Origin of the sequence: Nonomuraea sp. 10N515B (assembly GCF_052245915.1) — a bacterium.
In the GTDB taxonomy this organism is placed as follows: Bacteria; Actinomycetota; Actinomycetes; order Streptosporangiales; family Streptosporangiaceae; genus Nonomuraea.
On the sequence record NZ_JBQQBQ010000001.1, the window covers coordinates 267415 to 287931 of the forward strand.

General features: G+C 65.9%; 21 protein-coding genes. 7 read left to right on the forward strand and 14 right to left on the reverse strand.

Features of this window, described 5'->3' with window-relative positions:
* Window positions 1-44 precede the first annotated feature (44 nt).
* Both ACTWQA_RS01140 and ACTWQA_RS01145 read right to left on the reverse strand, forming a co-directional pair.
* On the reverse strand, window positions 45-392 hold the full coding sequence (locus ACTWQA_RS01140; RefSeq protein ID WP_443157434.1) for a hypothetical protein: 348 nt from the start codon (window positions 390-392) through the stop codon (window positions 45-47).
* A 387-nt stretch (window positions 393-779) separates the two neighbouring features.
* Window positions 780-1274, reverse strand: coding sequence for an ATP-binding protein (locus ACTWQA_RS01145; protein WP_443157646.1), 495 nt, complete (start codon window positions 1272-1274; stop codon window positions 780-782).
* Window positions 1275-1423: 149 nt separating this feature from the next.
* Between ACTWQA_RS01145 and ACTWQA_RS01150 the strand changes: the two genes are divergently transcribed.
* From ACTWQA_RS01150 to ACTWQA_RS01165, 4 genes are all read left to right on the forward strand, one after another.
* Complete coding sequence (locus ACTWQA_RS01150) at window positions 1424-2251, forward strand: helix-turn-helix domain-containing protein (protein WP_443157435.1); 828 nt, start codon at window positions 1424-1426, stop codon at window positions 2249-2251.
* The gene (locus ACTWQA_RS01155; RefSeq protein WP_443157436.1) at window positions 2239-2451 is read left to right on the forward strand and encodes a DUF397 domain-containing protein; all 213 of its coding nucleotides are present in this window, start codon (window positions 2239-2241) and stop codon (window positions 2449-2451) included. The genes ACTWQA_RS01150 and ACTWQA_RS01155 overlap by 13 nt, the downstream gene beginning before the upstream one ends.
* Window positions 2452-3313: 862 nt before the next feature.
* Complete coding sequence (locus ACTWQA_RS01160) at window positions 3314-5644, forward strand: hypothetical protein (RefSeq protein ID WP_443157437.1); 2331 nt, start codon at window positions 3314-3316, stop codon at window positions 5642-5644.
* A complete protein-coding gene (locus ACTWQA_RS01165; RefSeq protein WP_443157438.1) occupies window positions 5641-6228 on the forward strand; it encodes a hypothetical protein in 588 nt (195 codons plus the stop codon). The genes ACTWQA_RS01160 and ACTWQA_RS01165 overlap by 4 nt, the downstream gene beginning before the upstream one ends.
* A gap of 131 nt (window positions 6229-6359) precedes the next feature.
* Here the strand turns inward: ACTWQA_RS01165 and leuA are convergent, their stop codons facing one another.
* Window positions 6360-8066: a 2-isopropylmalate synthase gene (leuA, locus tag ACTWQA_RS01170; RefSeq protein ID WP_443157439.1), complete on the reverse strand. Its 1707-nt coding sequence runs from the start codon at window positions 8064-8066 to the stop codon at window positions 6360-6362.
* 164 nt (window positions 8067-8230) lie between these two features.
* Window positions 8231-9007, reverse strand: coding sequence for a dimethylargininase (ddaH, locus tag ACTWQA_RS01175; protein WP_443157440.1), 777 nt, complete (start codon window positions 9005-9007; stop codon window positions 8231-8233).
* Window positions 9008-9045: 38 nt separating this feature from the next.
* Between ddaH and ACTWQA_RS01180 the strand changes: the two genes are divergently transcribed.
* Together ACTWQA_RS01180 and ACTWQA_RS01185 are read left to right on the forward strand one after the other, a co-directional pair.
* On the forward strand, window positions 9046-9291 hold the full coding sequence (locus ACTWQA_RS01180) for a DUF2630 family protein (protein WP_327584374.1): 246 nt from the start codon (window positions 9046-9048) through the stop codon (window positions 9289-9291).
* A gap of 42 nt (window positions 9292-9333) precedes the next feature.
* Window positions 9334-10308 carry a GNAT family N-acetyltransferase gene (locus ACTWQA_RS01185; protein ID WP_443157441.1) on the forward strand — a complete coding sequence of 325 codons (975 nt, stop codon included), beginning with the start codon at window positions 9334-9336 and terminating at the stop codon, window positions 10306-10308.
* Between the two features lie 86 nt (window positions 10309-10394).
* Here ACTWQA_RS01185 and ACTWQA_RS01190 read toward each other — a convergent pair whose 3' ends face one another.
* Together ACTWQA_RS01190 and ACTWQA_RS01195 are read right to left on the reverse strand one after the other, a co-directional pair.
* A complete protein-coding gene (locus tag ACTWQA_RS01190; protein WP_443157442.1) occupies window positions 10395-11603 on the reverse strand; it encodes an alpha/beta hydrolase family protein in 1209 nt (402 codons plus the stop codon).
* A 29-nt stretch (window positions 11604-11632) separates the two neighbouring features.
* Window positions 11633-12214 carry a TetR/AcrR family transcriptional regulator gene (locus ACTWQA_RS01195; RefSeq protein WP_443157443.1) on the reverse strand — a complete coding sequence of 194 codons (582 nt, stop codon included), beginning with the start codon at window positions 12212-12214 and terminating at the stop codon, window positions 11633-11635.
* Between the two features lie 163 nt (window positions 12215-12377).
* Here ACTWQA_RS01195 and ACTWQA_RS01200 point away from each other — a divergent pair, with 163 nt between their 5' ends.
* Window positions 12378-13289, forward strand: coding sequence for a glycoside hydrolase family 16 protein (locus ACTWQA_RS01200; RefSeq protein ID WP_443157444.1), 912 nt, complete (start codon window positions 12378-12380; stop codon window positions 13287-13289).
* Window positions 13290-13349: 60 nt separating this feature from the next.
* On the opposite strand, the gene ACTWQA_RS01205 is transcribed toward ACTWQA_RS01200, so the two are convergent.
* The 8 genes from ACTWQA_RS01205 to ACTWQA_RS01240 all read right to left on the reverse strand — a co-directional run bounded on the left by ACTWQA_RS01205 (window position 13350) and on the right by ACTWQA_RS01240 (window position 20495).
* Window positions 13350-14204, reverse strand: a complete 855-nt coding sequence (locus ACTWQA_RS01205; RefSeq protein WP_443157445.1) for a family 16 glycosylhydrolase — start codon at window positions 14202-14204, stop codon at window positions 13350-13352.
* Between the two features lie 125 nt (window positions 14205-14329).
* Window positions 14330-14554, reverse strand: a complete 225-nt coding sequence (locus ACTWQA_RS01210; RefSeq protein ID WP_443157446.1) for a hypothetical protein — start codon at window positions 14552-14554, stop codon at window positions 14330-14332.
* Between the two features lie 76 nt (window positions 14555-14630).
* Window positions 14631-15245, reverse strand: a complete 615-nt coding sequence (locus tag ACTWQA_RS01215; RefSeq protein ID WP_443157447.1) for a YesL family protein — start codon at window positions 15243-15245, stop codon at window positions 14631-14633.
* Window positions 15245-16006, reverse strand: coding sequence for an NAD-dependent epimerase/dehydratase family protein (locus tag ACTWQA_RS01220; RefSeq protein WP_443157448.1), 762 nt, complete (start codon window positions 16004-16006; stop codon window positions 15245-15247). Before ACTWQA_RS01220 ends, ACTWQA_RS01215 begins: the two co-directional genes overlap by 1 nt.
* 12 nt (window positions 16007-16018) lie before the next feature.
* Window positions 16019-16996, reverse strand: coding sequence for a carbohydrate ABC transporter permease (locus tag ACTWQA_RS01225; RefSeq protein ID WP_443157449.1), 978 nt, complete (start codon window positions 16994-16996; stop codon window positions 16019-16021).
* The gene (locus ACTWQA_RS01230; RefSeq protein ID WP_443157450.1) at window positions 16993-17946 is read right to left on the reverse strand and encodes a carbohydrate ABC transporter permease; all 954 of its coding nucleotides are present in this window, start codon (window positions 17944-17946) and stop codon (window positions 16993-16995) included. The genes ACTWQA_RS01225 and ACTWQA_RS01230 overlap by 4 nt, the downstream gene beginning before the upstream one ends.
* A complete protein-coding gene (locus ACTWQA_RS01235; RefSeq protein ID WP_443157451.1) occupies window positions 17934-18941 on the reverse strand; it encodes a hypothetical protein in 1008 nt (335 codons plus the stop codon). Before ACTWQA_RS01235 ends, ACTWQA_RS01230 begins: the two co-directional genes overlap by 13 nt.
* Before the next feature lie 48 nt (window positions 18942-18989).
* On the reverse strand, window positions 18990-20495 hold the full coding sequence (locus ACTWQA_RS01240) for an ABC transporter substrate-binding protein (protein ID WP_443157452.1): 1506 nt from the start codon (window positions 20493-20495) through the stop codon (window positions 18990-18992).
* Window positions 20496-20517 lie beyond the last annotated feature (22 nt).

The following is a 20517-nucleotide window of genomic DNA, read 5'->3' on the forward strand; positions in this document are numbered from 1 at the left end:
GCAACGTTCACTAAGCGACGGGCGGGCTGACAGGCGCCAGGGACTCACATCAGCGCACTGTCAGCCCGCCCCGCCTCTCGAGCGGAGTCTCGACTCACGCCAGGCTTCAGAAAGGACTCATAGACATCGATCAACATCCGCCGCTGCCGCTCGCTGATCGCAATGTCAGCCCAGATGGCCTCCAGCACGACATTACGAGGCCGCCGACCTTCGATGTCCTCAGCCAACGCATAAAGCATCCTGGCCGACATGCGCAACCCCGTGCCGATCAGACGGATGATCCCCGCACTCGGTGTTCGCAGCCTGCTGTCGGCGTAACTCAGGTATGAGGCACAGCCATCCGTCGGCCTGGCGAGAACTTTCCGCTGACGTGGTGTGTGGCTCGGCGTCACGTGCCGTCCTTGGCCGAAGCCGGACGCAAGTCCCGCCGGAGGACCCTGAGGCCGAACGCCGCCAGCGTCGCCGCCACAGCGGTAAGGACCACAGTCAACAGGATCGCCTTGTTCATGGTGACATCCACCTCAGTCGCTCGCCGTATCCACATATTGCTGTGTGTAGTGTTGCCCGAGGCCAAGATCCGAACGCCACTACGTTGTCCAGCAATCGGCCAAAGAACGCCAGCGCAGGTCAGATCGCAGTGCCAGCGTTCCTGCCGTCCACGGTCTCGCGCGTGGCCCTGGTAGACGACTCTGGATCTCACAGGCCGTTGGTGCGGCACGATGACGCCGCCGCGCCATACCGGTCGGCCCGCCCCGTAGGGGGCAGGCGCGCTGTCAGCCTCAGGAAACACCTCGATGAAGTGCGGGAGCGCGCGGCGCAGACGTGCTTCGAGGTCCCCGAACAGCGGACGGGCCAACGGAAGGCGGGGCGGCTCGGATAGCGCACCAGACGGTACGACCAAGCCCAATGCCGTGCTCCCGGACTCCCCAATCTTGGGAGATCTCGCTAATGATGAGCAGTCCGCGGCCGTCTTCCGCCTCCGGCTCCTGCCGGATGTGGGGCGCGGAGAACGTGGAACCGGGGTCACGTACCTCCACGTAAACCACCCCCTCTGCCATGGCTACGGTGAGGCCGATGAGGTCGTACGGCTTGCCATTGGAGTGCCGGAACGCGTTCGTCAGGAGCTCGGATGCGGCAAGCACGGCATCGTCGACAGACGGGTGATCGTCCCCCAGCCAGCTGCGTACTTGCGTGCGTGCGCGCGATACGGACTCGCGAATAGCCGCCAGATGGATCGAACCGATGACCCTCGGCTCGGCACCCGCTGGTTTCATCACTTCACCCACTCGAAGAAGTCGATCTCACCTTCCTTGTCCACCATCCCAAGCTTTAGCTACAGTGAGTAGTCAATTGACTTCGACATGACATCAACGGTCCCGCTGAAACCTTCGTTGAAACAGTGGCAATCCCCCCAGGAGGTCAGGTGCCGAAGGAAAGCGAGCTATGCCCCGCGGACTCGCCGACTGCACTCTTTGGCTTCGAACTGCGGCGACACCGCAAAGCCCGAGGCTGGTCCCAGCTCTGCCTGGCCAAAGCGGTGTCCTACTCTGTTGGCACGATCAGCATGATCGAGACGGCGAGGCGGTCACCGACGGAGGAGTTCGCGCGCCTCTGCGACGAGGCGCTGGAGGCCGAGGGGGCGCTGATGCGGCTCTGGCCGATGGTCAGCCACGCGTCGGCGCCACCTTGGTTCCGACCGTGGCTCGACGTCGAAGCTACGGCGGAGGCGATCCGAAGCTGGGAGCCGCTCGTCGTGACCGGCCTGCTCCAGACAGAGGACTACGCCAGAGCCGTGCTGAGCGGCGACGTCGGCGTGACAACTGAACAGATCGAACAGCATGTGATCGCTCGAATGGAACGCCAGAGCATTCTCGGACGGCCCAAGCCACCCTTGTTGTGGATCGTGCTCGATGAGGCGGTCCTGCAGCGCCCAATCGGGAGCCCTGCCGTGATGTCGGCACAGCTCACCCGCCTCCTCGAAGCGGGCCAGACTCCGCGGATCACGATCCAGATCCTTCCCCTCAATGCATACTGCACGACCGGCCTTGCCGGCGGATTTGCCATCGCGCAAGCTCATGGCGTCTTCGACACGGCGTATGTCGAATCCGCTGGGGTCATGAGTCGAGTAACAGAGAGACCAGAGGACGTACGGGCTCTAACATACAGATATGAGGCAATCCGATCCGAAGCGCTGCCCCAACGCGAGTCCCTTCAACTGATCAAGGAGGCGCTCCAGCGATGGACGAACTGATCCGGGAACTGGCTACGGCCGCATGGCGCAAATCCGCCCGATCGGGCCCCGACGGCGGCAACTGTGTTGAGGTCGCCGAACTCTCTGGCGGACACCGAGGCGTCCGCGACAGCAAGAACCCGACTGGCCCTGCTCTGATCTTTACCCCCAGCGAATGGGCTGCTTTCATCGGCGGCGTAAAGAACGGCGAATTCGACTAGGCCGATACTGACTATTCCGCGCTTCCCTCCGCCTACAGGCTCCAATGGCGCCACACGCCAACAGGGGCGCTGATTCTAACGGGAACCTTGGGCGTACGCGCCAGGTCCTTAAACTTTCAGTTCGAGCGGCGTGAGCCCGAGGTCGGCGGCAAGCTGCACCTCGGCACTTTTGGCCTGACGGTAACGTGCCCACAGCCGACCCGGCGACGATAGGCGTCGACTTCCGCGGCGAGCTCCGTGTCGCGGTCGATCTCGACGTTCATACCAGTTGACATGCGCTTGACCTCCACCATCGCAAGGGGGGGGACGGGCGATGTGGACGCGCTTCCGTCTCTGCCTCACACGGTGGTCAGGATCTCCCGGTCCGAGGTGAGTGTTCGTCGGCTTTCTGGCCACAGCCCCACTGGGCTGTTTCAACCGACGTTCAATCAGTATCCGCCGCGTTTCACTTTCGTTGACGGAAAGCGATCCATAGAACACAGGCATTGCTTACCCGCCAAGACGGGCGGAAGATCGTATCTCCACCAGGCTCTGATGGCGACCTCGCACATCCCTCTTCCTTCGAGGGAGAACTAGAGCTGGGCTCCAATCAGGCATATCACTCATTCTCGAACAAAGCTCAAACGTGCCATACTTTCACTGTGTTTAAGCTTGTTCTGTTGACGTGATGTTGATTAGCGTGTGAAAGACGTGGGAGACGCCGCCTCCTGATCTGTTCTGGTGCAGCGAGCCGTACGAGGAGGATCATCGTGCCTGAGCTCGATCGTGAGGCGATGCGGGCCGCCGCCCAGCGGATTCAGCGACTCTCGGACGAGCATTGGTGGGCGCTCGATCCCGCCTGCCGCTTCATGGAGAACGACGCGTGGGTGGGACCGACGGGCGCCCGATTCGACACCCAGGTTCATGCCGACCAGCGGGAGCTACGGGCCATGCTTGCGCAGGCCGTAGACAGCGCGAAACAGAAGCTCGCCTCGACTCCGGACAAGCCATGAGCGAGTTCAGCGGGGTCAAGCAACCCGAATTCGACACGATGACCAGCAAGCACACCCAGACCGCCAGCCAGCTGCAAGAGCTGGCACAGGCGCTGCACAAGGAGCTGCAGAGCGCCGGGCTCGACGCTGCACCGGCGGCGCGGCTGCGGCAGTTGGCCGGACGGGTCACCACCCAGGCCGAGGACCTGCGGCGGCGGCAGAAACTGGTCCACGAGCTGCAGCGGCAGAAGGTCACCTTCGGGAGGAGCACTCCTAAGGGGAGCTTCCTGGAGGTGCCTGACAACCTGGAGGCCGCCCAAGGGCTGCTGGACGGGACACTGGCGGGTCGTGCCGCGCTGAAGGCCGCGGACGGCGACCGCAGGGCGCTGGGCGAGCTGGAGAAATACGCGTCGCGGACCGGGGACCCGGAGTTCGTCAAGTCATTCCTCCGCACGCTGGGCGCGCTCGGCGTGACGCGGGTGCCCGGGGCGATCGCCATGCAGTTGCGCGACGCCAGGAACCGTCAGGACGCCGATGGCGTGACCCAGCTCTCCAGCCAAGGCAAGAACGTCCTGGGCATGCTGAGCGCGGCTCTGGCCAAGGGGACGGATCCGAAGAGTCCCGCTTACGCGGGTGCCGACTTCCTCAAGGGGCTGGTGAACGAAGGGCGGGCCGAGCACAAGGCGGGTGACACCAAATACTCCGGTTACCAGGCTCAGGCGCTCATCTGGCGTGCTCACGACGGGAAGCCGCCGTTCTCGAAGGAGTTCATGGAGGTCGTCGGGCGTGACGTGATCGTCTACGAGCATGAGCAGCGCAAGGACCAATGGGCGGCGGCCAAAGATCCGCTGGGCCGTTACGTCAAGGGAAAGCAGCTCCCCATCATCGACCTGGCCGGTGCCTTCGGCCTCGGCACCCTGCTGAGGCCGGGAACGCAGGCGGGGAGCCCCGGTATAGAGCCCCAATCAGCGGTGGTGGACAACCTGTTCCACGCGGCGAAGTCCAGTCGGGAGGCGTCGCAGACGCTACTGAATCACACCCCGGCGGGGTGGAAGGAGTCCGTGCTGGACTACCTGCTGACGACTCGGTGGAGTGCCTCACGTTACCTGAACGACTACAAGCCGATCAGGGACATGCTGACGATCGCAACGACCGGCCAGGACGCGACCTCCAAGAAGCTCGCCGCCGAGATGATCAAAACCCTCTCTGATCAAATAAGCGGGGCCTTCAGCAAAGACGCCGAAAATCTGGAGATCAAGAACCGATATCTCTTCGATCGCTACGCCCCCTTGGGCTACTCACTGGGCCGCGCGATCGCCGCCAACATCGATCAACTCTCCCATCTCCTCCGCAACCAGGGGGTCTTCGACAAAGTCGCGGCCAAGGACATGTCCTACGCACTGGTGCTGGCCACCGCCGACGACAGCGCGTTCGACGCACTGATAAGAGCGCAGACCGAACACATGCGGGCGGCGTTCGGGAGTGTGCCTCCGGTCGGTCTCAACGCCTCCAACGCCGGGCGACTCGGTTTCACGAAGGCCGACGTCAAGAGATACGACCTCGACGGGAATGGATGGGTCGACAAGGCCAACGTTATTCAGGCCCTGACGGACCGGACGGTGGCGGAGGCACATCCCTTCAGCCATATCGTCGAGATCCGCCGCCAGGTGCTGATCGCTCAAGGGCTGGACGACAAGAAGGCGGACGAGGCGCTGAAAGATATGGTGGGCAGCGCGCTGGGGCTGCTTCCGGTGCCGGGAGCCAAGTATGTGGGCGAACTGGCCAAGGGAGCATTCGGCGAGTTGCTCAGCAAGGGGTACGACAAGCTCGCCGGAGCCGCGTACGACGAGATCGGCAAACAGGTCGCCCAGCGGATGTCCGAGCAGAGGCGGAGCTTGGACGAGACGCATCAGACGCTCGCGGACAATCGGTTGGCGGTGGAGAGACTGACCAAGCAAATGCTCGCCACAGCCATGCTGAACACTGGCTTGCTGGACGATGCCGATATGAAAGGCCAGACCTTCGCGACCGGAACTCCGCCCAAAATCAAGTCTTTCACCGAAATGAGCCCGCAGGAATACAGCGACTTCCTTGAGTGGGCTCAGGACAAGGGGGGCACCAATGATGTGTTCGATCGTTTCAGGAACACCTTCCGTACGACCAGCGAGGTAGACGACTACCTCGACCTTGAGATCCCGCCCTCTTCCGGAGGTGGCAGATGAGTCAATTTCGACCTGCTATCACCGTGACTGCTCTCGTGTTGCTCGCCACAGCATGCACTCCGGAAAAAGACCTCGCCTCCACGCCAGCCCCAGCGCCGCAGCCGATCACGAATTCCGCCCCCTACATCTGCATGTTGGTCCCTGAACAGGCGATTCGCTTGGTCACTGGTGCTCGTGGACCGCTCGCCGAGAAAACAAGTGGCAACGAGAACAGCGGTGAATGCCGGACGGATACGACCTCCCGCCCTCTGAAGGTGGGCTGGCTTAACACAGGTGATGGGACAAGCCACGAGCATTTGGACTTCCTCATGGAGGACAGGCGCCGACTCTACAGCAGGCACGGTGGAGTCACGCTCCCTGCCCAACTCGGTGACGGCTTGGCCGCGTATCTGCCCAATACACCGATTGCTGAGCAACCGTACCGAGTGAGCGCAAAGTTTCGCTGCGGCAGCAAAGATCGCATGATCGATATCTATTTGGCCCAGGTCGCCAAAGGTAGAGACGCGATCCAAGATATGACCGAACTCATGCGCATCGCCCAAAAACGCTACGGCGACCTATACGACTGCACCCCCGGCACATAAACAACTCGACCGCGCCTCCCGTTGGTCGCGAGGCGCGGTCGAGTGATCAGGGCAGGGCCTTGTGGGCCGCGTGCCGAGCACCGTCCCCGCAGGTCATTGCGGGTCGGAGTCCATGGACCTACTAAGGAAGGTCAGCGGGAAGCGCGGTTGACCGCGGAGATGATGGCCTTGAGGGACGCCGTGGTGGTGTTGGCGTCGATACCGACGCCCCACAGCACCTCCCCATTGACGTCGCACTCCAGGTAGGACGCCGCCTTGGCATCGCTGCCGGCGCTCATCGCGTGCTCCACGTAGTCGAGCACCCGCACCTGGATGCCGACCCCGGCGATGGCGTCGATGAAGGCCGAGATCGGGCCGTTGCCGGAGCCTTCGACCTCGCGGATCTCCCCGTCGAGGCGGACGTCGGCGCTGATGCGGTCCTTGTCGTCCACCGTGGACTCGTGGCGGTGGGCCATGAGGCTGAGGCGGCCCCACCGGTTGGCCGGGTTGGGCAGGTATTCGTCCCGGAAGATTTCGAACATCTCAGCCGCACCGACCTCGCCGCCCTGCTCGTCCGTGCGGGCCTGCACGACCTTGGAGAACTCGATCTGCAGCCGGCGTGGCAGGTCGAGCTGGTGGTCGGCCTTCATGATGTAGGAGACCCCGCCCTTGCCGGACTGGCTGTTGACGCGGATCACGGCCTCGTACGTGCGCCCGATGTCCTTGGGGTCGATCGGCAGGTACGGCACCGCCCACGTGAACTCGTTCACCGGCACCCCGGCCGCCGCGGCGTCGCGCTCCAGGTGCTCGAAGCCCTTCTTGATGGCGTCCTGGTGGGAGCCGGAGAAGGCGGTGTAGACCAGCTCGCCGCCCCACGGGTGGCGCGGGTGCACGGGCAGCTGGTTGCAGTATTCGGTGACGCGGCGGATCTCGTCGATGTCGCTGAAGTCGATCTCGGGGTCGATGCCCTGGGAGAACAGGTTCATGCCCAGCGTGACCAGGCAGACGTTGCCGGTGCGCTCGCCGTTGCCGAACAGGCAGCCCTCGATGCGGTCGGCGCCGGCCATGTAGCCCAGCTCGGCGGCGGCCACGGCGGTGCCGCGGTCGTTGTGCGGGTGCAGTGACAGCACGATCGAGTCGCGGTGCTTGAGGTGGCGGTGCATCCACTCGATCTGGTCGGCGTAGATGTTGGGGGTGGCCATCTCGACGGTGGCGGGCAGGTTGATGATGACCTTGCGGTCCGGGGTGGGCTGCCACACGTCGTTGACCGCGTCGCACACCTCGACGGCGTATTCCAGCTCGGTGCCGGTGAACGACTCCGGCGAGTATTGGAAGTAGACGTCCACGTCGGTCGCGTCGGCGAGCTTCTTGACCAGCTTGGCGCCCTCGACCGCGATGGCCGTGATGCCGTCCTTGTCCTGGCCGAACACGACGCGCCGCTGCAGCGTGGAGGTCGAGTTGTAGAGGTGGACGATGGCCTGCTTGGCGCCCTCGATCGACTCGAAAGTGCGCTCGATCAGCTCCGGCCTGGCCTGGGTCAGCACCTGGATGACGACGTCGTCCGGGATGCGGTCCTCTTCGATGATCTGCCGGATGAAGTCGAAGTCGGTCTGCGAGGCGGCCGGGAAGCCTACCTCGATCTCCTTGTAGCCCATGCGTACCAGCAGCTCGAACATCTTGAGCTTGCGGTGGGAGTCCATCGGGTCGATCAGGGCCTGATTGCCGTCACGCAGGTCCACCGCGCACCAGCGAGGCGCCTTGGTGATGACCTGGTCGGGCCAGGTGCGGTCGGTCAGCCGGATCGGTTCATAGGGCTGATAACGATGGATCGGCATGGAACTGGGCTGCTGGGCGGTCATGTCAGATGCTCCTCGTCGGTCTTCGAATGGAAGCGGCCGACGCGCACGACTGGCTCCGCGGCGAGGGAGCCGGCCTTAGAGGCCCCCGCCGCGGCAGCTAAGAAGCAGCCCGCGCAGCATGACATGAACGTTACCAGAGGTCTCGGGATGCGCTGGGCTGGATCTCATATCTTGAGAACGCCGAAGGGCGCCGATGCCCCGTCGATCAGGACGCTGAGGCAGGTCACGCACCCCTCGAGCTTCTCAAATTCTGAAATATCGACCTTCGTCACGTTGAGTCCGCGCTTTTCGAGCATGGTGGCGGTCTGGGGTGCCGAGGCGGCCATGAGGACCCGGTCGCCGCCCATGAGCACCAGGTGCGCGCCCGACTCCTCCGGCGGCTCCAGCATATGCGGCAGATTCACGTGCCTGGGATCGCCGATGAGCGTCCCGTCGGGGAGCGCCGTGACCGCCGACTTCAAGTGCAGTACGCCGGTCATGTTCACGGGCACCACTCGGCGCTCCGGCAGCAGGGCCGTCAGCTGCCCGATGCCGGCGTCGTTGGTGCGCGCCGACCGGCCGACGTACACGGTGGGGCCGACCTGCAGCACGTCGCCACCGTCGAGGGTGCCGGGCGGCGCGATGCTGACCGTCTTCATGCCCAGCTCCCGTACGGCCTGCGCCACGGATTCCACCTCCGGCCGCCGCTCGGCCGCACCGGGCCGGGTCAGCACGGCCAGCCGCCCCGCCACCAGCACCGCGTCCTCCACGAACGGCGCGTCGGGCAGGTCATCGGCGGGCTTGGCGTACGCGGGCCGCCAGCCGCCGGCGGCCAGCGCGGCCACGTAGGCGTCGTGCTGGGCGGCGGCCCGCTCGTAGTCCACCGGCTCGCGCTCGATATGGGTGACGATGCCCTCGGCAATACGGGGGCCAGGTTTCCTTACCAGCGCGATACCAGACATACGGCGTGTTCTATCACGTAGTGATTAGAGTCATCCGCATGCGGGACGACGAGATACTCACCAAGATCAGTGCTCTGGTCGACGAGGAGCACCAGCTGCGCAACAAGCTGACGACCGGCGACGTGACGACGGACGAGGAACACGCGCGTGTGAAGGAGCTGGAAACGGCCCTCGACCAGTGCTGGGACCTGCTCCGGCAGCGCCGTGCCCGGCGCAGCGCGGGCGAGGACCCCGACGGCGCCGCCGTGCGCCCGCCCGGCGAGGTGGAAAACTACCGCCAGTAAATTCACTCGCTCCGGCCGCCGCGGGTGCGCTTTGCTGGCCGCATGAGGATCCAAGCCATCGACCCAGGCCGGCACGAGGATCTGATCGCGGGTCTGCACGACGCGTACGTGGCGGCCAACTCCCACGATCCCGGCCCTTTGCTCTCCCTCCCCGAGTTCCGCCGCGAGGTCTGCACAGACCTGCCCGGGCAGCTGACCGAGGCATGGGCGGTGGTGGAGGACGGCAAGGTGGCCGGCGGCTACGGGCTGGCGCTGCCCAGGCTCGACAACACCCACATGGGGTGGCTGTTCCCGCTCGTGGTCCGGCCAGAGCGCCGGGCACACGGGCTCGGCACGGCGCTGTTCGAGCACGCCCTGGACCGGTTGCGCGGGCACGGGAGGCGGCTGTTGCTCACCGAGACGCCCGGCACCGGCGTCGGCGCACGGTTCGCCCGGGCGCGCGGCATGACGGTGTCCCTCGCGGAGGCCCGCCGCACCCTCGATCTGCGCACGGCCGACTGGGGCGCGCTGGAACGCATGCTCCCCCAGGCCGACGGCTACTCCTTGGAGCGGTGGATCGGACCGGCCGGCCCTGAGCTGGTGCCCGACCTCGCCCTCCTGATGAACGGCATGAACGACGCTCCGCGCGACGCCGACCTCGAGAACGCGGTCTTCAGCGTCGAACGCCTGCGCGACCGCGAGGAGCGCATCACGCCCAACGGCGTGACCTGCTACACCACGATCGCCCGCCGCGACTCCGACGGCGCCGCCGCCGGCTACACCCGCGTCTACCTCCAGGCCGACCGCTCCGACGGCTGGGGCAACCAGGCGGACACGATGGTGCTGCGCGAGCACCGGGGCCATCGTCTGGGGCTGCTGCTCAAGCTCACCAACCTGCTGTGGCTGCGCGAGCGGGAGCCCCACCTGGAGCGGATCATCACCTGGAACGCCACTTCGAACGGCCCCATGCTCGCCATCAACGAGGCCATGGGCTTCGAGCTCCTCGACGAGTGGAACGAGTGGCGGCTGGCGCTGTAGGCGTGGAAGACCCGTCGCCAGGAAAGATGGACTATGTGATCAAGAGGCGCGGGCGACACCGATGCGTATGATCATCGGAATTCGCGTCAACGCGAGTTCGTCACCGTGCGGGTGAGGAAGTCGGTGACCGCCTTCTCGTAGCGGGCGGGGTCGGAGTTCCATGACTCGACGTGCTCCGCGTCTGGGAACTCCTCGTAGGTGACGGGCCAGTTCATCTTCTGGGCCGCCGCGACAAAGACGTGGTTCATCCGCAGCGGGGACTGGGTGTCTTTCGCACCGGCGAAGAGCAGGGTCGGCGGTTTGATGGCCGGTGGGTGGTTGATCAGGTCGAGCTCGTTCATGTCGACACCGCTGCGCCACTGGATGATCTGGCTGGTCGCCCAGAGCACCGGAGCGGGCGCGCCCTTCTGCTGCCCAGTGAACGCGGCCACCATCGGCATGCTGATCAGCGGCGAGTCCAGCACCGTGGCGCTGACCAGGTTGGCCAGTTGTGAGCGGACGAGGAACTGACCGACGATCAGACCGCCCATCGATCCGCCGTACAGCACCACCCGCTTGGCTCCCTTGCTCTGCGCGTAGCGGACGGCCGCCTCCACGTCGCGGTACTCGGACTCGCCGTAGTGCATCAGACCATCGGAGGAGGCCGGGGCGCCTTCGTCGTTGCGGTACGTGATCGCGAGCACCGGCAAACCGGCCCGGTGTAGAGCTGGGATGGCCATCAGGCCGTTGCGGCGCGCGTTCTGGCCGTGTACGGCGATCACCCACGTCGAATCGTGCTGCCCGGATCCCGGTATGTACCAAGCAGGGGCCGGGCCGAGCTCGGTTTGCACCGACACTTCCGAGTAGTTCAGTCCGAGAGAGCTCCTCGGGTCGCTGATCATCACGCCGGTCACGTTGACCGTGGTCCCGACCGAGGGTGCAGGGCCAGTGAGGATGGGGCGCTCCACCGAGCCCGCCGTCGTGGCGACGACATCGCCGACGGTCGCCTCCACGCCGTCCCACCTCATCCCGAACGTCCCTTGGCGGCGGGCGTACTTGCCGGGCGAGCCGATGACCACGTGCTTCGCCGCTCCGACCTGCTTGACCTCGCGCACGACGTCGGAGTGATCGGAGTGGGTATAGAACTGGTGGTTCGGCTTGATGGCGACGTCGCTCACCCACCAGGCGAGCCAGCCGCCGCCGCCCAGCGCCAGTACCAGCAATATCGACACCGACACGATGATCGTCCGCCGCAGCCGCCTCCTGCGTTTCCCTTTCTTGTGTTCGTGCACGGTCTCATTCGCCGTGGAAGGCATTGCTCTTGCTCCTGACTCCTGGTGCTGCTTCATTGCGCGAGGCCGCGCAGTGTTCTTTTCACTGATCGATGGCACAGCGCACGGAAGCCGGCCTCATCCAGCCCGATCCGGCCGACCAGATAAAGCTGGATCAGCCCTTGGACCAGCGCGGAGATGGTGAGCGCTGCCTCCACCACGTCATCCGGACGCAGAAAGCCCTTGCGCATGCCGAGTTCGATGGCCTCCATCAGGCGCGGAAAGGCCGAGGATTGTCCGATGTGGAAATCCTCGGGGAAACGCCGCGCGGACTCCCGCCGGTCGGCCATGACGTACGCGTACAGGTGCGGGGTGCCGAGGGCGAAATCCAGAAAGTCGTCCAGTAGGGCCAGGATCCTGGCTTGCGGGTCGGCGATCGCCACCCGGCCGGCCCATTCGCTGTCCAGCTCCCGCAGGCACTCCTCGGCCACGGTGCGCAGGAGCACCTCGCGGTTGCTGAAGTGACGGTACGTGGCCATGGGAGTGATGCCGGCCTCCGCGGCGACTTTGCGCATGCTGACCGCCGCGGCCCCTTCGGCTACCAAGATCGCTCGTGCTGCCGCGGTGATGCGTGCCGCGGTATCCGCTCCTGCCATGTCTACAGCGTACACGTCCTTGTCTACGGCGTACACGTAACGCCAGAAACAAGGGATCGCCATGGCCGGATACGCCCAAATGAGATCGCTTCGACGAAGCGTTGACTCGGCCGAACGTTACCGTTAACGTTCTCGCCAAGAACGATCACAAGGGAGGTTCGCCATGAGTGAGCGTGCACTGCGCCGCCGTCGATTCCTGGGTACGGCCATGGCGGGAGCGGCCGGCGCCTTCGCCCTCGGCGGCGTGGCGGATGCCGCCGAGTCGCTTGATTGGCCCCCGCACGGGGATGCGCCGCCCGTACTCCCGGCTCCCCCGGCCGGATTCACCTGGACGCTGGATCCCGCGAAGAGCGACGACTTTAGCGGTGAAGCGCTGAACACCGACAAGTGGTCCACGGAGCACTGGATCGAGATCAACAACAACATCGTCGCGTTCAAGCCGGACAACGCCACCGTGCACAGGGACAAGCTTCACATCTGGCTCAAGAAAGAGCCGTACAAGGGTGTCAATTACACCGGCGGTTACGTCAGGTCAAAGTTCTACATGGCCGAGGACACCTACATCGAGGTCCGCGCGAGGATGATCCCGCACGTCGCGAACGTCAACTCGGCGATCTGGATGTATGACGTGCCCGATCCCGCCTTGAATCCGAACGTGGAAATCGACATGCATGAGTATCTGCGTCCCCTGGACAAGCCGAACGAAGTGCACAACAGCTTCCACCTGTGGTACAAGAAGCCCGGATCGCAGCCCGGACCTCCGGCCGACTCGCACACGTCCCTGGCCAACGTCGACTGGCTCCACCGATCGAACCTGGACGCGGGCTACCACGTCTATGGGCTGGAGCGGAGAAAGAAGGGCACCGGGTCGGGCCGCCCAGGCGGGTTCGTCAGGTTCTACCTCGACGGTGTGCCCCACTGGACCTACGGCGCGACGTTCATACCCGAGCTGGTGACCCAGCCGCGGCCCCTGATCTTCAACGTGAACGGAAACGCCGGCATACCGGTGGACTCACACCTGCCGGCCAGCATGCAGGTCGACTGGGTGCGCGTCTACAACCTGACCGAGCAATAGACCCTCTCTTCAAGACTGAGGGCCGGGGCGCGATAACGCCCCCGGCCCTCAGCATGGGCATTAGCCTGCCGTATATACCTTGACATAGTCGACCCGCATCCGGGCGGGCAACTGTGCGTCGACCGGCGTGCCGGCATTCCCGTTGCAGCACAGGATGAGTGGCCTTGCGTCCGTCGAGAACTCGGGGTGCGCGGAGGTGTCATACGACCAGTACAGGATGCCGTCGATATAGAACTTCAACCGGCCGGCCCTGCGCTCCAGCCCGTAGAGGTGATAGCCCTCGTCGAGATTTACGTTGTGGTCGTAGTCCTCGTGGTCCACCGCATCATGGGAATCGGGATCCCTGGGCCACAGATGCAAGGCACTGTGGATGTGCCTCGGGTTACTGGAAGGGGCCTTCAGGTGGTATTCCTGCATGTCGATCTCGGGGTTCGGGTTCCGCTCGGGAATCGCCTGGTTGTGCAGCCAGATCGCGGAGTTGACGTTCGCCGCCCAGGGAATCATGCGGGCGCGGACCTCGGTGTAGGAGTTCCCGGGAATGGTGAACCTCGACCGGACGTAGCCAACGGTGTAGTGCATGCCGTTGTAGTCTTCTTTCCTGGTCCAGATGTGCAGCTTCCCGTCGGCGACCGTGGCGTTTCCGGGTTTGAACGCCACGATGTCGTTGTTGGTGTCGAACCAGTGGTCTGTCGTCCACTTGTCGGTGTTCAGCGCGGTGCCGAGGAATTCGTCGCTCTTGGTGAAAATCTGGGTCCAGTCGACCCCAGGAGGAGGTCCCGAGAGCACGGACCGCGACCCGGCCGCATGGGCCACGCCGCTTAGACCGACATTCATCGCCACACCGGCCGCGCCTACCGCCACGGTCGCGCCCAGGAACTGACGGCGGGGCATTCCAGGGGAAATGGGTTCGCTCATGGCCACTCCTTCTCAGTACGACGATCCAGCGCCGGGAGTTCTCTCCCAGGCCAGCAGCGTTACCGTTAACTCTAAGTCCATGTTACATCCCGATCTCCTTCGCCGACGAGAGAACTCGAGATGGTTCAGTTGTGGTCCCGGGACGAGCAGACGGCGTATGCCTTGTCTATCTTTCCAGTGAAAACCTTCGTCTTGGCGATGACGCCCCAGCTGTAGATCGACCGCTTGAATGTCACCGTCCTCCGGCGCGTAAAGCCAGTCGATGAGAATATCTGGCGATAGGTCTTGTAGCCGAGATGATCCGGCCCCTGCCTGAAGTAGTGGGTGGCCCCGCGGACGCCCGAGATCATCCTCCGAAATATGTGAGCACATCCACGTCGAAGCGGGAGAAGAGGCGAGGCCCGCGTGGCAGGACGGTGGATCAGGTCACCGGCCGAAGGCGCGGAGGGCCGCCCGGGTGGCAAGCAGGGCCGGGCCGCTGTAGGCGAAGAACGGCAGCGCGGCCGGCAAGACGACGGCCATACCCACCACCAGCAGCGCCTGGGCCACCAGCAGCGCCAGGGTGATCACGGGCTGCCGCCACGCGGCCAGCACGGTCGTCCGCCACGCGGCGACCGGTCCCAGGCCGACGTGGCAGAGCACCGCCGGCAGGTACGAGAGCGTGGCGAGATAGGCCGCGGAGAGGATCGCCAGGGACACCGCCACCGCCCGGAACTCGAGCGCCGCCTGGCTCGCCACCGTCACCAGGTAGAAGCCGAGTACGAAGACGGTGGCGAGCGGTACGCCCAGACCGAGCTGAGCAGGTAGGAACCAGTCGCGCCACTGTCGCCAGAAGCCGTGCCAGGGGCGTGGCCGGTTCCCGCGGCAGTATTCCAGCAGCAGCCAGGACGCCGCGACCGTAGCGGGGGCCAGGCCGGCGATCACCAGCCCGGCCAGCACCCCCGCGATCCACAGGAGGTTGACCACCGCGAGCCGGTAGGCCCAGTCGAGCACCTGGTACAGCCGCCCGAACCGGCCGCCGATCTCGATTTCGCCCGCCATTACAACCCGCGACGGCAGATTGAGGAGTCTTCGGCGGCGAAGTCGATCTCATGAACATAGTCCTCCGCGTCGTCCGCGGGCGCGTAGCCGATCTCGCGGCGAGCCGTGTCGAGGTCCCACCGGCCGCGGGTGTTGGCCGAGACGCCGTAGTAGACACCGAACCTCTGGTCGCTGCGCAAGGCCGCCACGACGAGCCTGCCCAGGTCGCCGGGGCTCAGCCACTCGACCAGGGCGCGAGGCAGGTGCGGGCGTGGCCGGGTCCAGCCCAGACGCAGGCAGGTGACCGCGATGTCGTACGCGTCGGCGTAGTGGCTCCCGATGGCCTCCACCGCCGCCTTGCTCGCGCCGTACAGGCAGCACGGGCGGGGCGGCCACGAGGCCCGCACCGGCACGATGCCGTCCAGATCGTAGCCGCCGGAGGCGTGGATTGAACTGGCGTAGACGAAGGCGGCCACTCCGGCGCGTCTGGCCGCCTCGAACATCGTGACGGACAGGTCGACATTGACCGTTCGCAGGATGTCCCAGGACGCGTCGGGCGACGCGTGCCCCGCCAGGTGGACGATCGCGTCGGCCTCCGACACGGCCGCGGCGGCGAAGCCGGGGTCGGCCAGATCGCCCACCAGGACGTCCTCGCCCGGCCTGCAGTCGACGAGTCGCAGGTCGAATGTCCCTCCGAGGCCGGCGCGCAGCAGCGTGGCGACGCGCCCCGAGCCTCCGGTGACGACGACGCACGGCCTGCGGCCCTCTTGGCGGTCGCCCATGGGTACCCCCTCTCAGCCTTTGACGGCGCCGGCGAGGCCGGAGACGAAGAAACGCTGGAGCCAGAGGAACACCACGATGATCGGCAGGATGGTCAGGACGGCCGCCGCTGCCAGGCCGGGCCAGTCGGTGCTGAACTCGCCGAAGAACGCGTAGATGCCGACGCCGAGAGTGCGCAGCTCCGGATTGGTGAGGGTGAACACCAGCGGGACCAGGAAGGCGTTCCACGAGGATATGAAGTTGAAGATGGCCACGGTGCCGATGACGGGCTTGGCGAGCGGCAGCATGATGCGCGCGTAGATGCGGGGATGGCCGGCACCGTCGATCAGCGCGGCCTCTTCGAGCTCGTTCGGGATCCCTGCGAAGAAGCCCATGAACAGCAGGATCGCGACCACATGGGCGGGCCCGGCCTCGGCGAGGATCACCCCGGCCAGGCTGTTGTCCAGTCCCAGGGCGTCGACCACGAGGAAGATCGGGATGATGGTGGAGACCTTGGGGATGAACATGGTCGCCACCAGCACCACCACGAGGACCTTCTTGCCGGGCAGGTCGCCGCGGCCGAGGCCGTAGCCGGCCAGCGACGAGATCACGATGACCGAGAGCACCACGGTGAAGGTCACGATGACGCTGTTGAGCATGTATTGGCCGAAGCTGGCCGCGTCCCAGGCGCGCGCGAAGTTGTCCAGATTGACCTGGTCGGGGAGGAGATCGAGGCCGCCGAGAAACATCTCCGACTGGCTCTTGAACGCGGCCGAGACCATCCACAGGAACGGGTAGATCCAGATCGCGGCGAGCGGGATCAGCGCGAGGTGAAGGGCCAATCGCCCCAGCCGCCGCCTTCGGCGGGGGCCGGGGCTCCCCGCTGGGGCGCTGCCTTGGGCTGGCGCGCCGGCTCCGGTGCGGAGCCTGTCGTTGGTTCTGGTGGCGGCCATCGCGGCGGTCACCTCCTCGATATCGGCCCGCACGGGGCTGTGGGTCCGGTCGTGGTTCATCGGCTGTCTCTGACGCGACGGGTGATGAGGTACTGCAGGGCGGCGGCCAGCGCCACCACGACGCCGAACATCAGCGCGATCGCGGAGGCGAAGCCGTAACGCGGGGCGAACTGCGCGGGATCGAACGCGGTGCGGTAGATGTAGGTCTGCACGATCTCGGAGGCTCCGCCCGGCCCGCCGGCGGTCATGGTCTGCACGATGTCAAAGGCGTTGAAGCTCTGGATGGTGGTCAGCAGCACGATGACGACCCCGAGCGGAATCAGCGTCGGCACCGTCACATGCCGGAAAGACGCCCACCGGGACGCGCCGTCCACCCTGGCCGCCTCCAGCAGCTCGCGCGGCACGGTCTGCAACGCGGCGAGCCAGTAAACCAGGGTGACCCCGAACACCTTCCACAGGTCCACGGCGATCACCGTGGGCAGGGCCAGGCTCTCCGAGCCGAGAAAGTTGATCGGCTCGTCCACTATGCCGGGCTCGGTCAGGGCCGCGTTCACCGGTCCGTCCACAGGGGACAGCAAGATCAGGAAGACCACGCCGACCACCGCCGTCGTCGACACCACGGGCAGGAAGAACAGCATCCTGTACACGTTGCGCCCGCCCAGCGCCCGGTTGTTCAGCACCATCGCCAGCCCGAGGGCCAGCGGGAGCTGGATGAGCAGGGCGGCGGCGGTGAAGGCGAAGGTGTTGCGGAACGACTGCCCGAACGCCGGATCGCCGATCGCCTCGACGTAGTTGTCCCACCCGACGAAGTCGGTGAGCGGGCCGAACCCGTCCCAGTCGTAGAACGAGTAGAAAACCGTCGCCACGATCGGCCACAGCTCGAACACCAGGAACAGCGCGAGCATCGGGACGAGGAAGGCGTAGTGCCATCGGTGCTTCCTGATCCGCGCCCACAGGCCGCCCTCCGCCAGTGCCGCATGCCTGGGGGATGCGACGCCTAGCACGCCCACGATCGATCTCCTTTCTCGTTGGCGGGGCGCGGTATGCGGGTCACGCGCAGTTCGTGCGAGCCGTCGGCACGGGTCATCTCGTAGTACAGCCACCACTGCTCGCCCACGGGGACGACGTCCATGTAGCGGATGGAGCCGGTGTTCGTGCCCGAGGTCACCCACGGTCCTGCGGGTGTCAGGCGCTGCCAGTCGATCAGGTTGAACGAAAGCGCGAGGCCGGTGCGCTCCTCGTAGTTCTCCGCAGGGCCGGAGGATCCGTCGTAGAAACCCAAGTAGCCGCCGCCGGGCAGCGCCGCGAAGGAGTTGAGCCTGGCCTGGTACCGATCCCACCCGTGGCCGGTCTCCAGCACAGGGCCGCGCCAGTCGAAGGTGCGGCCGTCGAGGCCGACCGCCAGGCCGGTGGGGCAACTCGTGCCGCCGACGTTGTAGATGTCGCCGGTGGAGTGGGCCCGCGCGCGTGCGGCCTCGTCGAGTCCCGCGTCGGCGGCGAAGCTGGCGAACAGGTAGATCGCCGGGCCGATCCGCACCGCGTACGGGTCCTTGACCCCCTCCGTGCCGGTGCTCGCGGCGGTCAGCACCGGCTCCGCCGTGGCGACGTCGAAGGCGGCGTCGCCGCCCGCACGGCATACGTCGACGCGCCAGCGCGAGTCGGCCGGATCCACGTAGCTGAGGTAGAGCAGGTAGCCGTCACCGTCGGGCAGCAGGCAGAACCTCTCCATGGAGGAGGTCTTCAACTCCTCCTTCTCCACCGCCCAGATGTCGGTGAAGGAGAGTCCGTCGGCGCTCTCCGCGATGGCGCAACGCCAGCCGCGTTCTCTGGCGTCGCCGCGTGGCCGCCGCTGCCGATAGGTCATCAGAAAGCGCCCGCGCTCGGGCTCGTACAGGACGCCTGGGCAGCCTGTCCAGTAGCCGGCGCCCGTGGTCTCCGGGGGCATCACGAGCAGGCCCTGCTCGGGGTCGAACGCGTCGACCCGGCCGAAGGTACGGTGTGTCATGCGGTAAGTCGCCTTTCGGGTCTGCGTGCGTGGGCCGATCATCGGATGTCAGCGGGTGGTGTAATCCTTCATCGGATCCCAGTCGGCGAACGTGAAGGTCCCGCGATCGATGTCGACCCCCTTGTCCTGGACCTTCTTCAGTTCCTCGGCGAAGACCCCGCCGAGCTTCGCGTCGAGTTCGTCCGCCGCGGCCTTGTAGTCGATCTTGCCGTTGATCGCGTCGAAGAAGATCTCCGCCTGGGTCGGCTTGGGGGAGTTCTGTGCGATCCCGGCCAGCACCGTGATCGCACCTGAGCTCCGGGTGAGCGGGTTCGGGGCCAGCCGCTGGGTCTCACGGGCGAGCTCGAGCAGCCGCCGGTCGTCCTGGCTGAGCCGGTCGGCGTACTTGTCGGCCAGTGCGGTCGGTATCTTGCTCATTTCGTAGTAGGCGCGTTGCGGTTCCAGCCCGGCGAGGAACGCGAGCACCCGCGCGGCGGCCGCCGCGTTGGCCGAGCCCTTGCTGATCCCCCAGTACGGCTGGATGCTCCCCGGGTTCTTCGCGATGCCGATGGCGCCGTAGCCCTTGCGCCCGGAGTCGGGCACGGGCAGCGGAGCGTATCCGAGCTCGATGTCCGGCTTGAGCTTGCGGATCTCTCCCGACCACCAGGAGGGGATCACCGCCATCGCGACCCTGCCCGAGGCGAACTGCTGGAAGAACTGCGGCGGCTTGAGGTTCTCCCACCCGACGGGCACCACCTTGCGCGCGACCAGGTCCCGCAGCAGGGCAACGGCCTCGACGAACGAGGGATGGCCCGCGCCCGGCTCACCGGTCTGGTAGTTGATGGGCGTGCCCGAGGGGTCGGTCATCTGCGGGCCCGCGGTGTTCTGCAGGGCGTACACGGTCACCCCCAGCGGCTCGGGGATCTGGCCCACCAGCCCGAAGCCGAACACCTCGCCCTTGGAGTCGCGGGTGATCTTCTCGGCCGCCTCACGCAACTCGCTCCAGGTCGCAGGCGGCGTGCCGATGCCGTACTTGTCCATCAGCGCGGCGTTGTACATCAGCGGGCGGCAGGCCCCCCACGGCCGGTGGGTCAGCGACGGCATGCCATACAGTTCCTCTCCCACGTGCAGGCCGCTGGTCGTCGCGTCGCGGGCCTGCGCGGGATAGTCGCGTTCCAGGGTGGTGATGAGCTCGGGGAAGCCGTCGAGCGGCTGGATCCAGCCCTTCAGAACGGCCGCGGGCATCTCCGCCGGCTGCTTCACCAGGCGGAAGACGTCGGGCCTGTCATCGCCCTGGAAGAGGAGCTGGATGGAGTTGGCATACTGCTGGTCCGGATAGAAACGGGTGCGCACCTGGATGCCGGTTTGCTCGGTGAACCTGCCCAGCCATTCCGTCAGGAATTTCTGGTCCTGTTGGGTCGCGATGGTGGTGGCGAGGGTCACGGCGGCGGAGCTCCGCTCGGCGGGGTTCCGGCCACCACAGGCCGCCAGGACGGGAACCGCCGCCGCCGCGCCGAGAAGCCCCAGCGCACCGCGGCGGGACAGTACTGTTCCCGATGAGACGCTTGTCGACATCGCTTGCACCTTTCAACTGCCG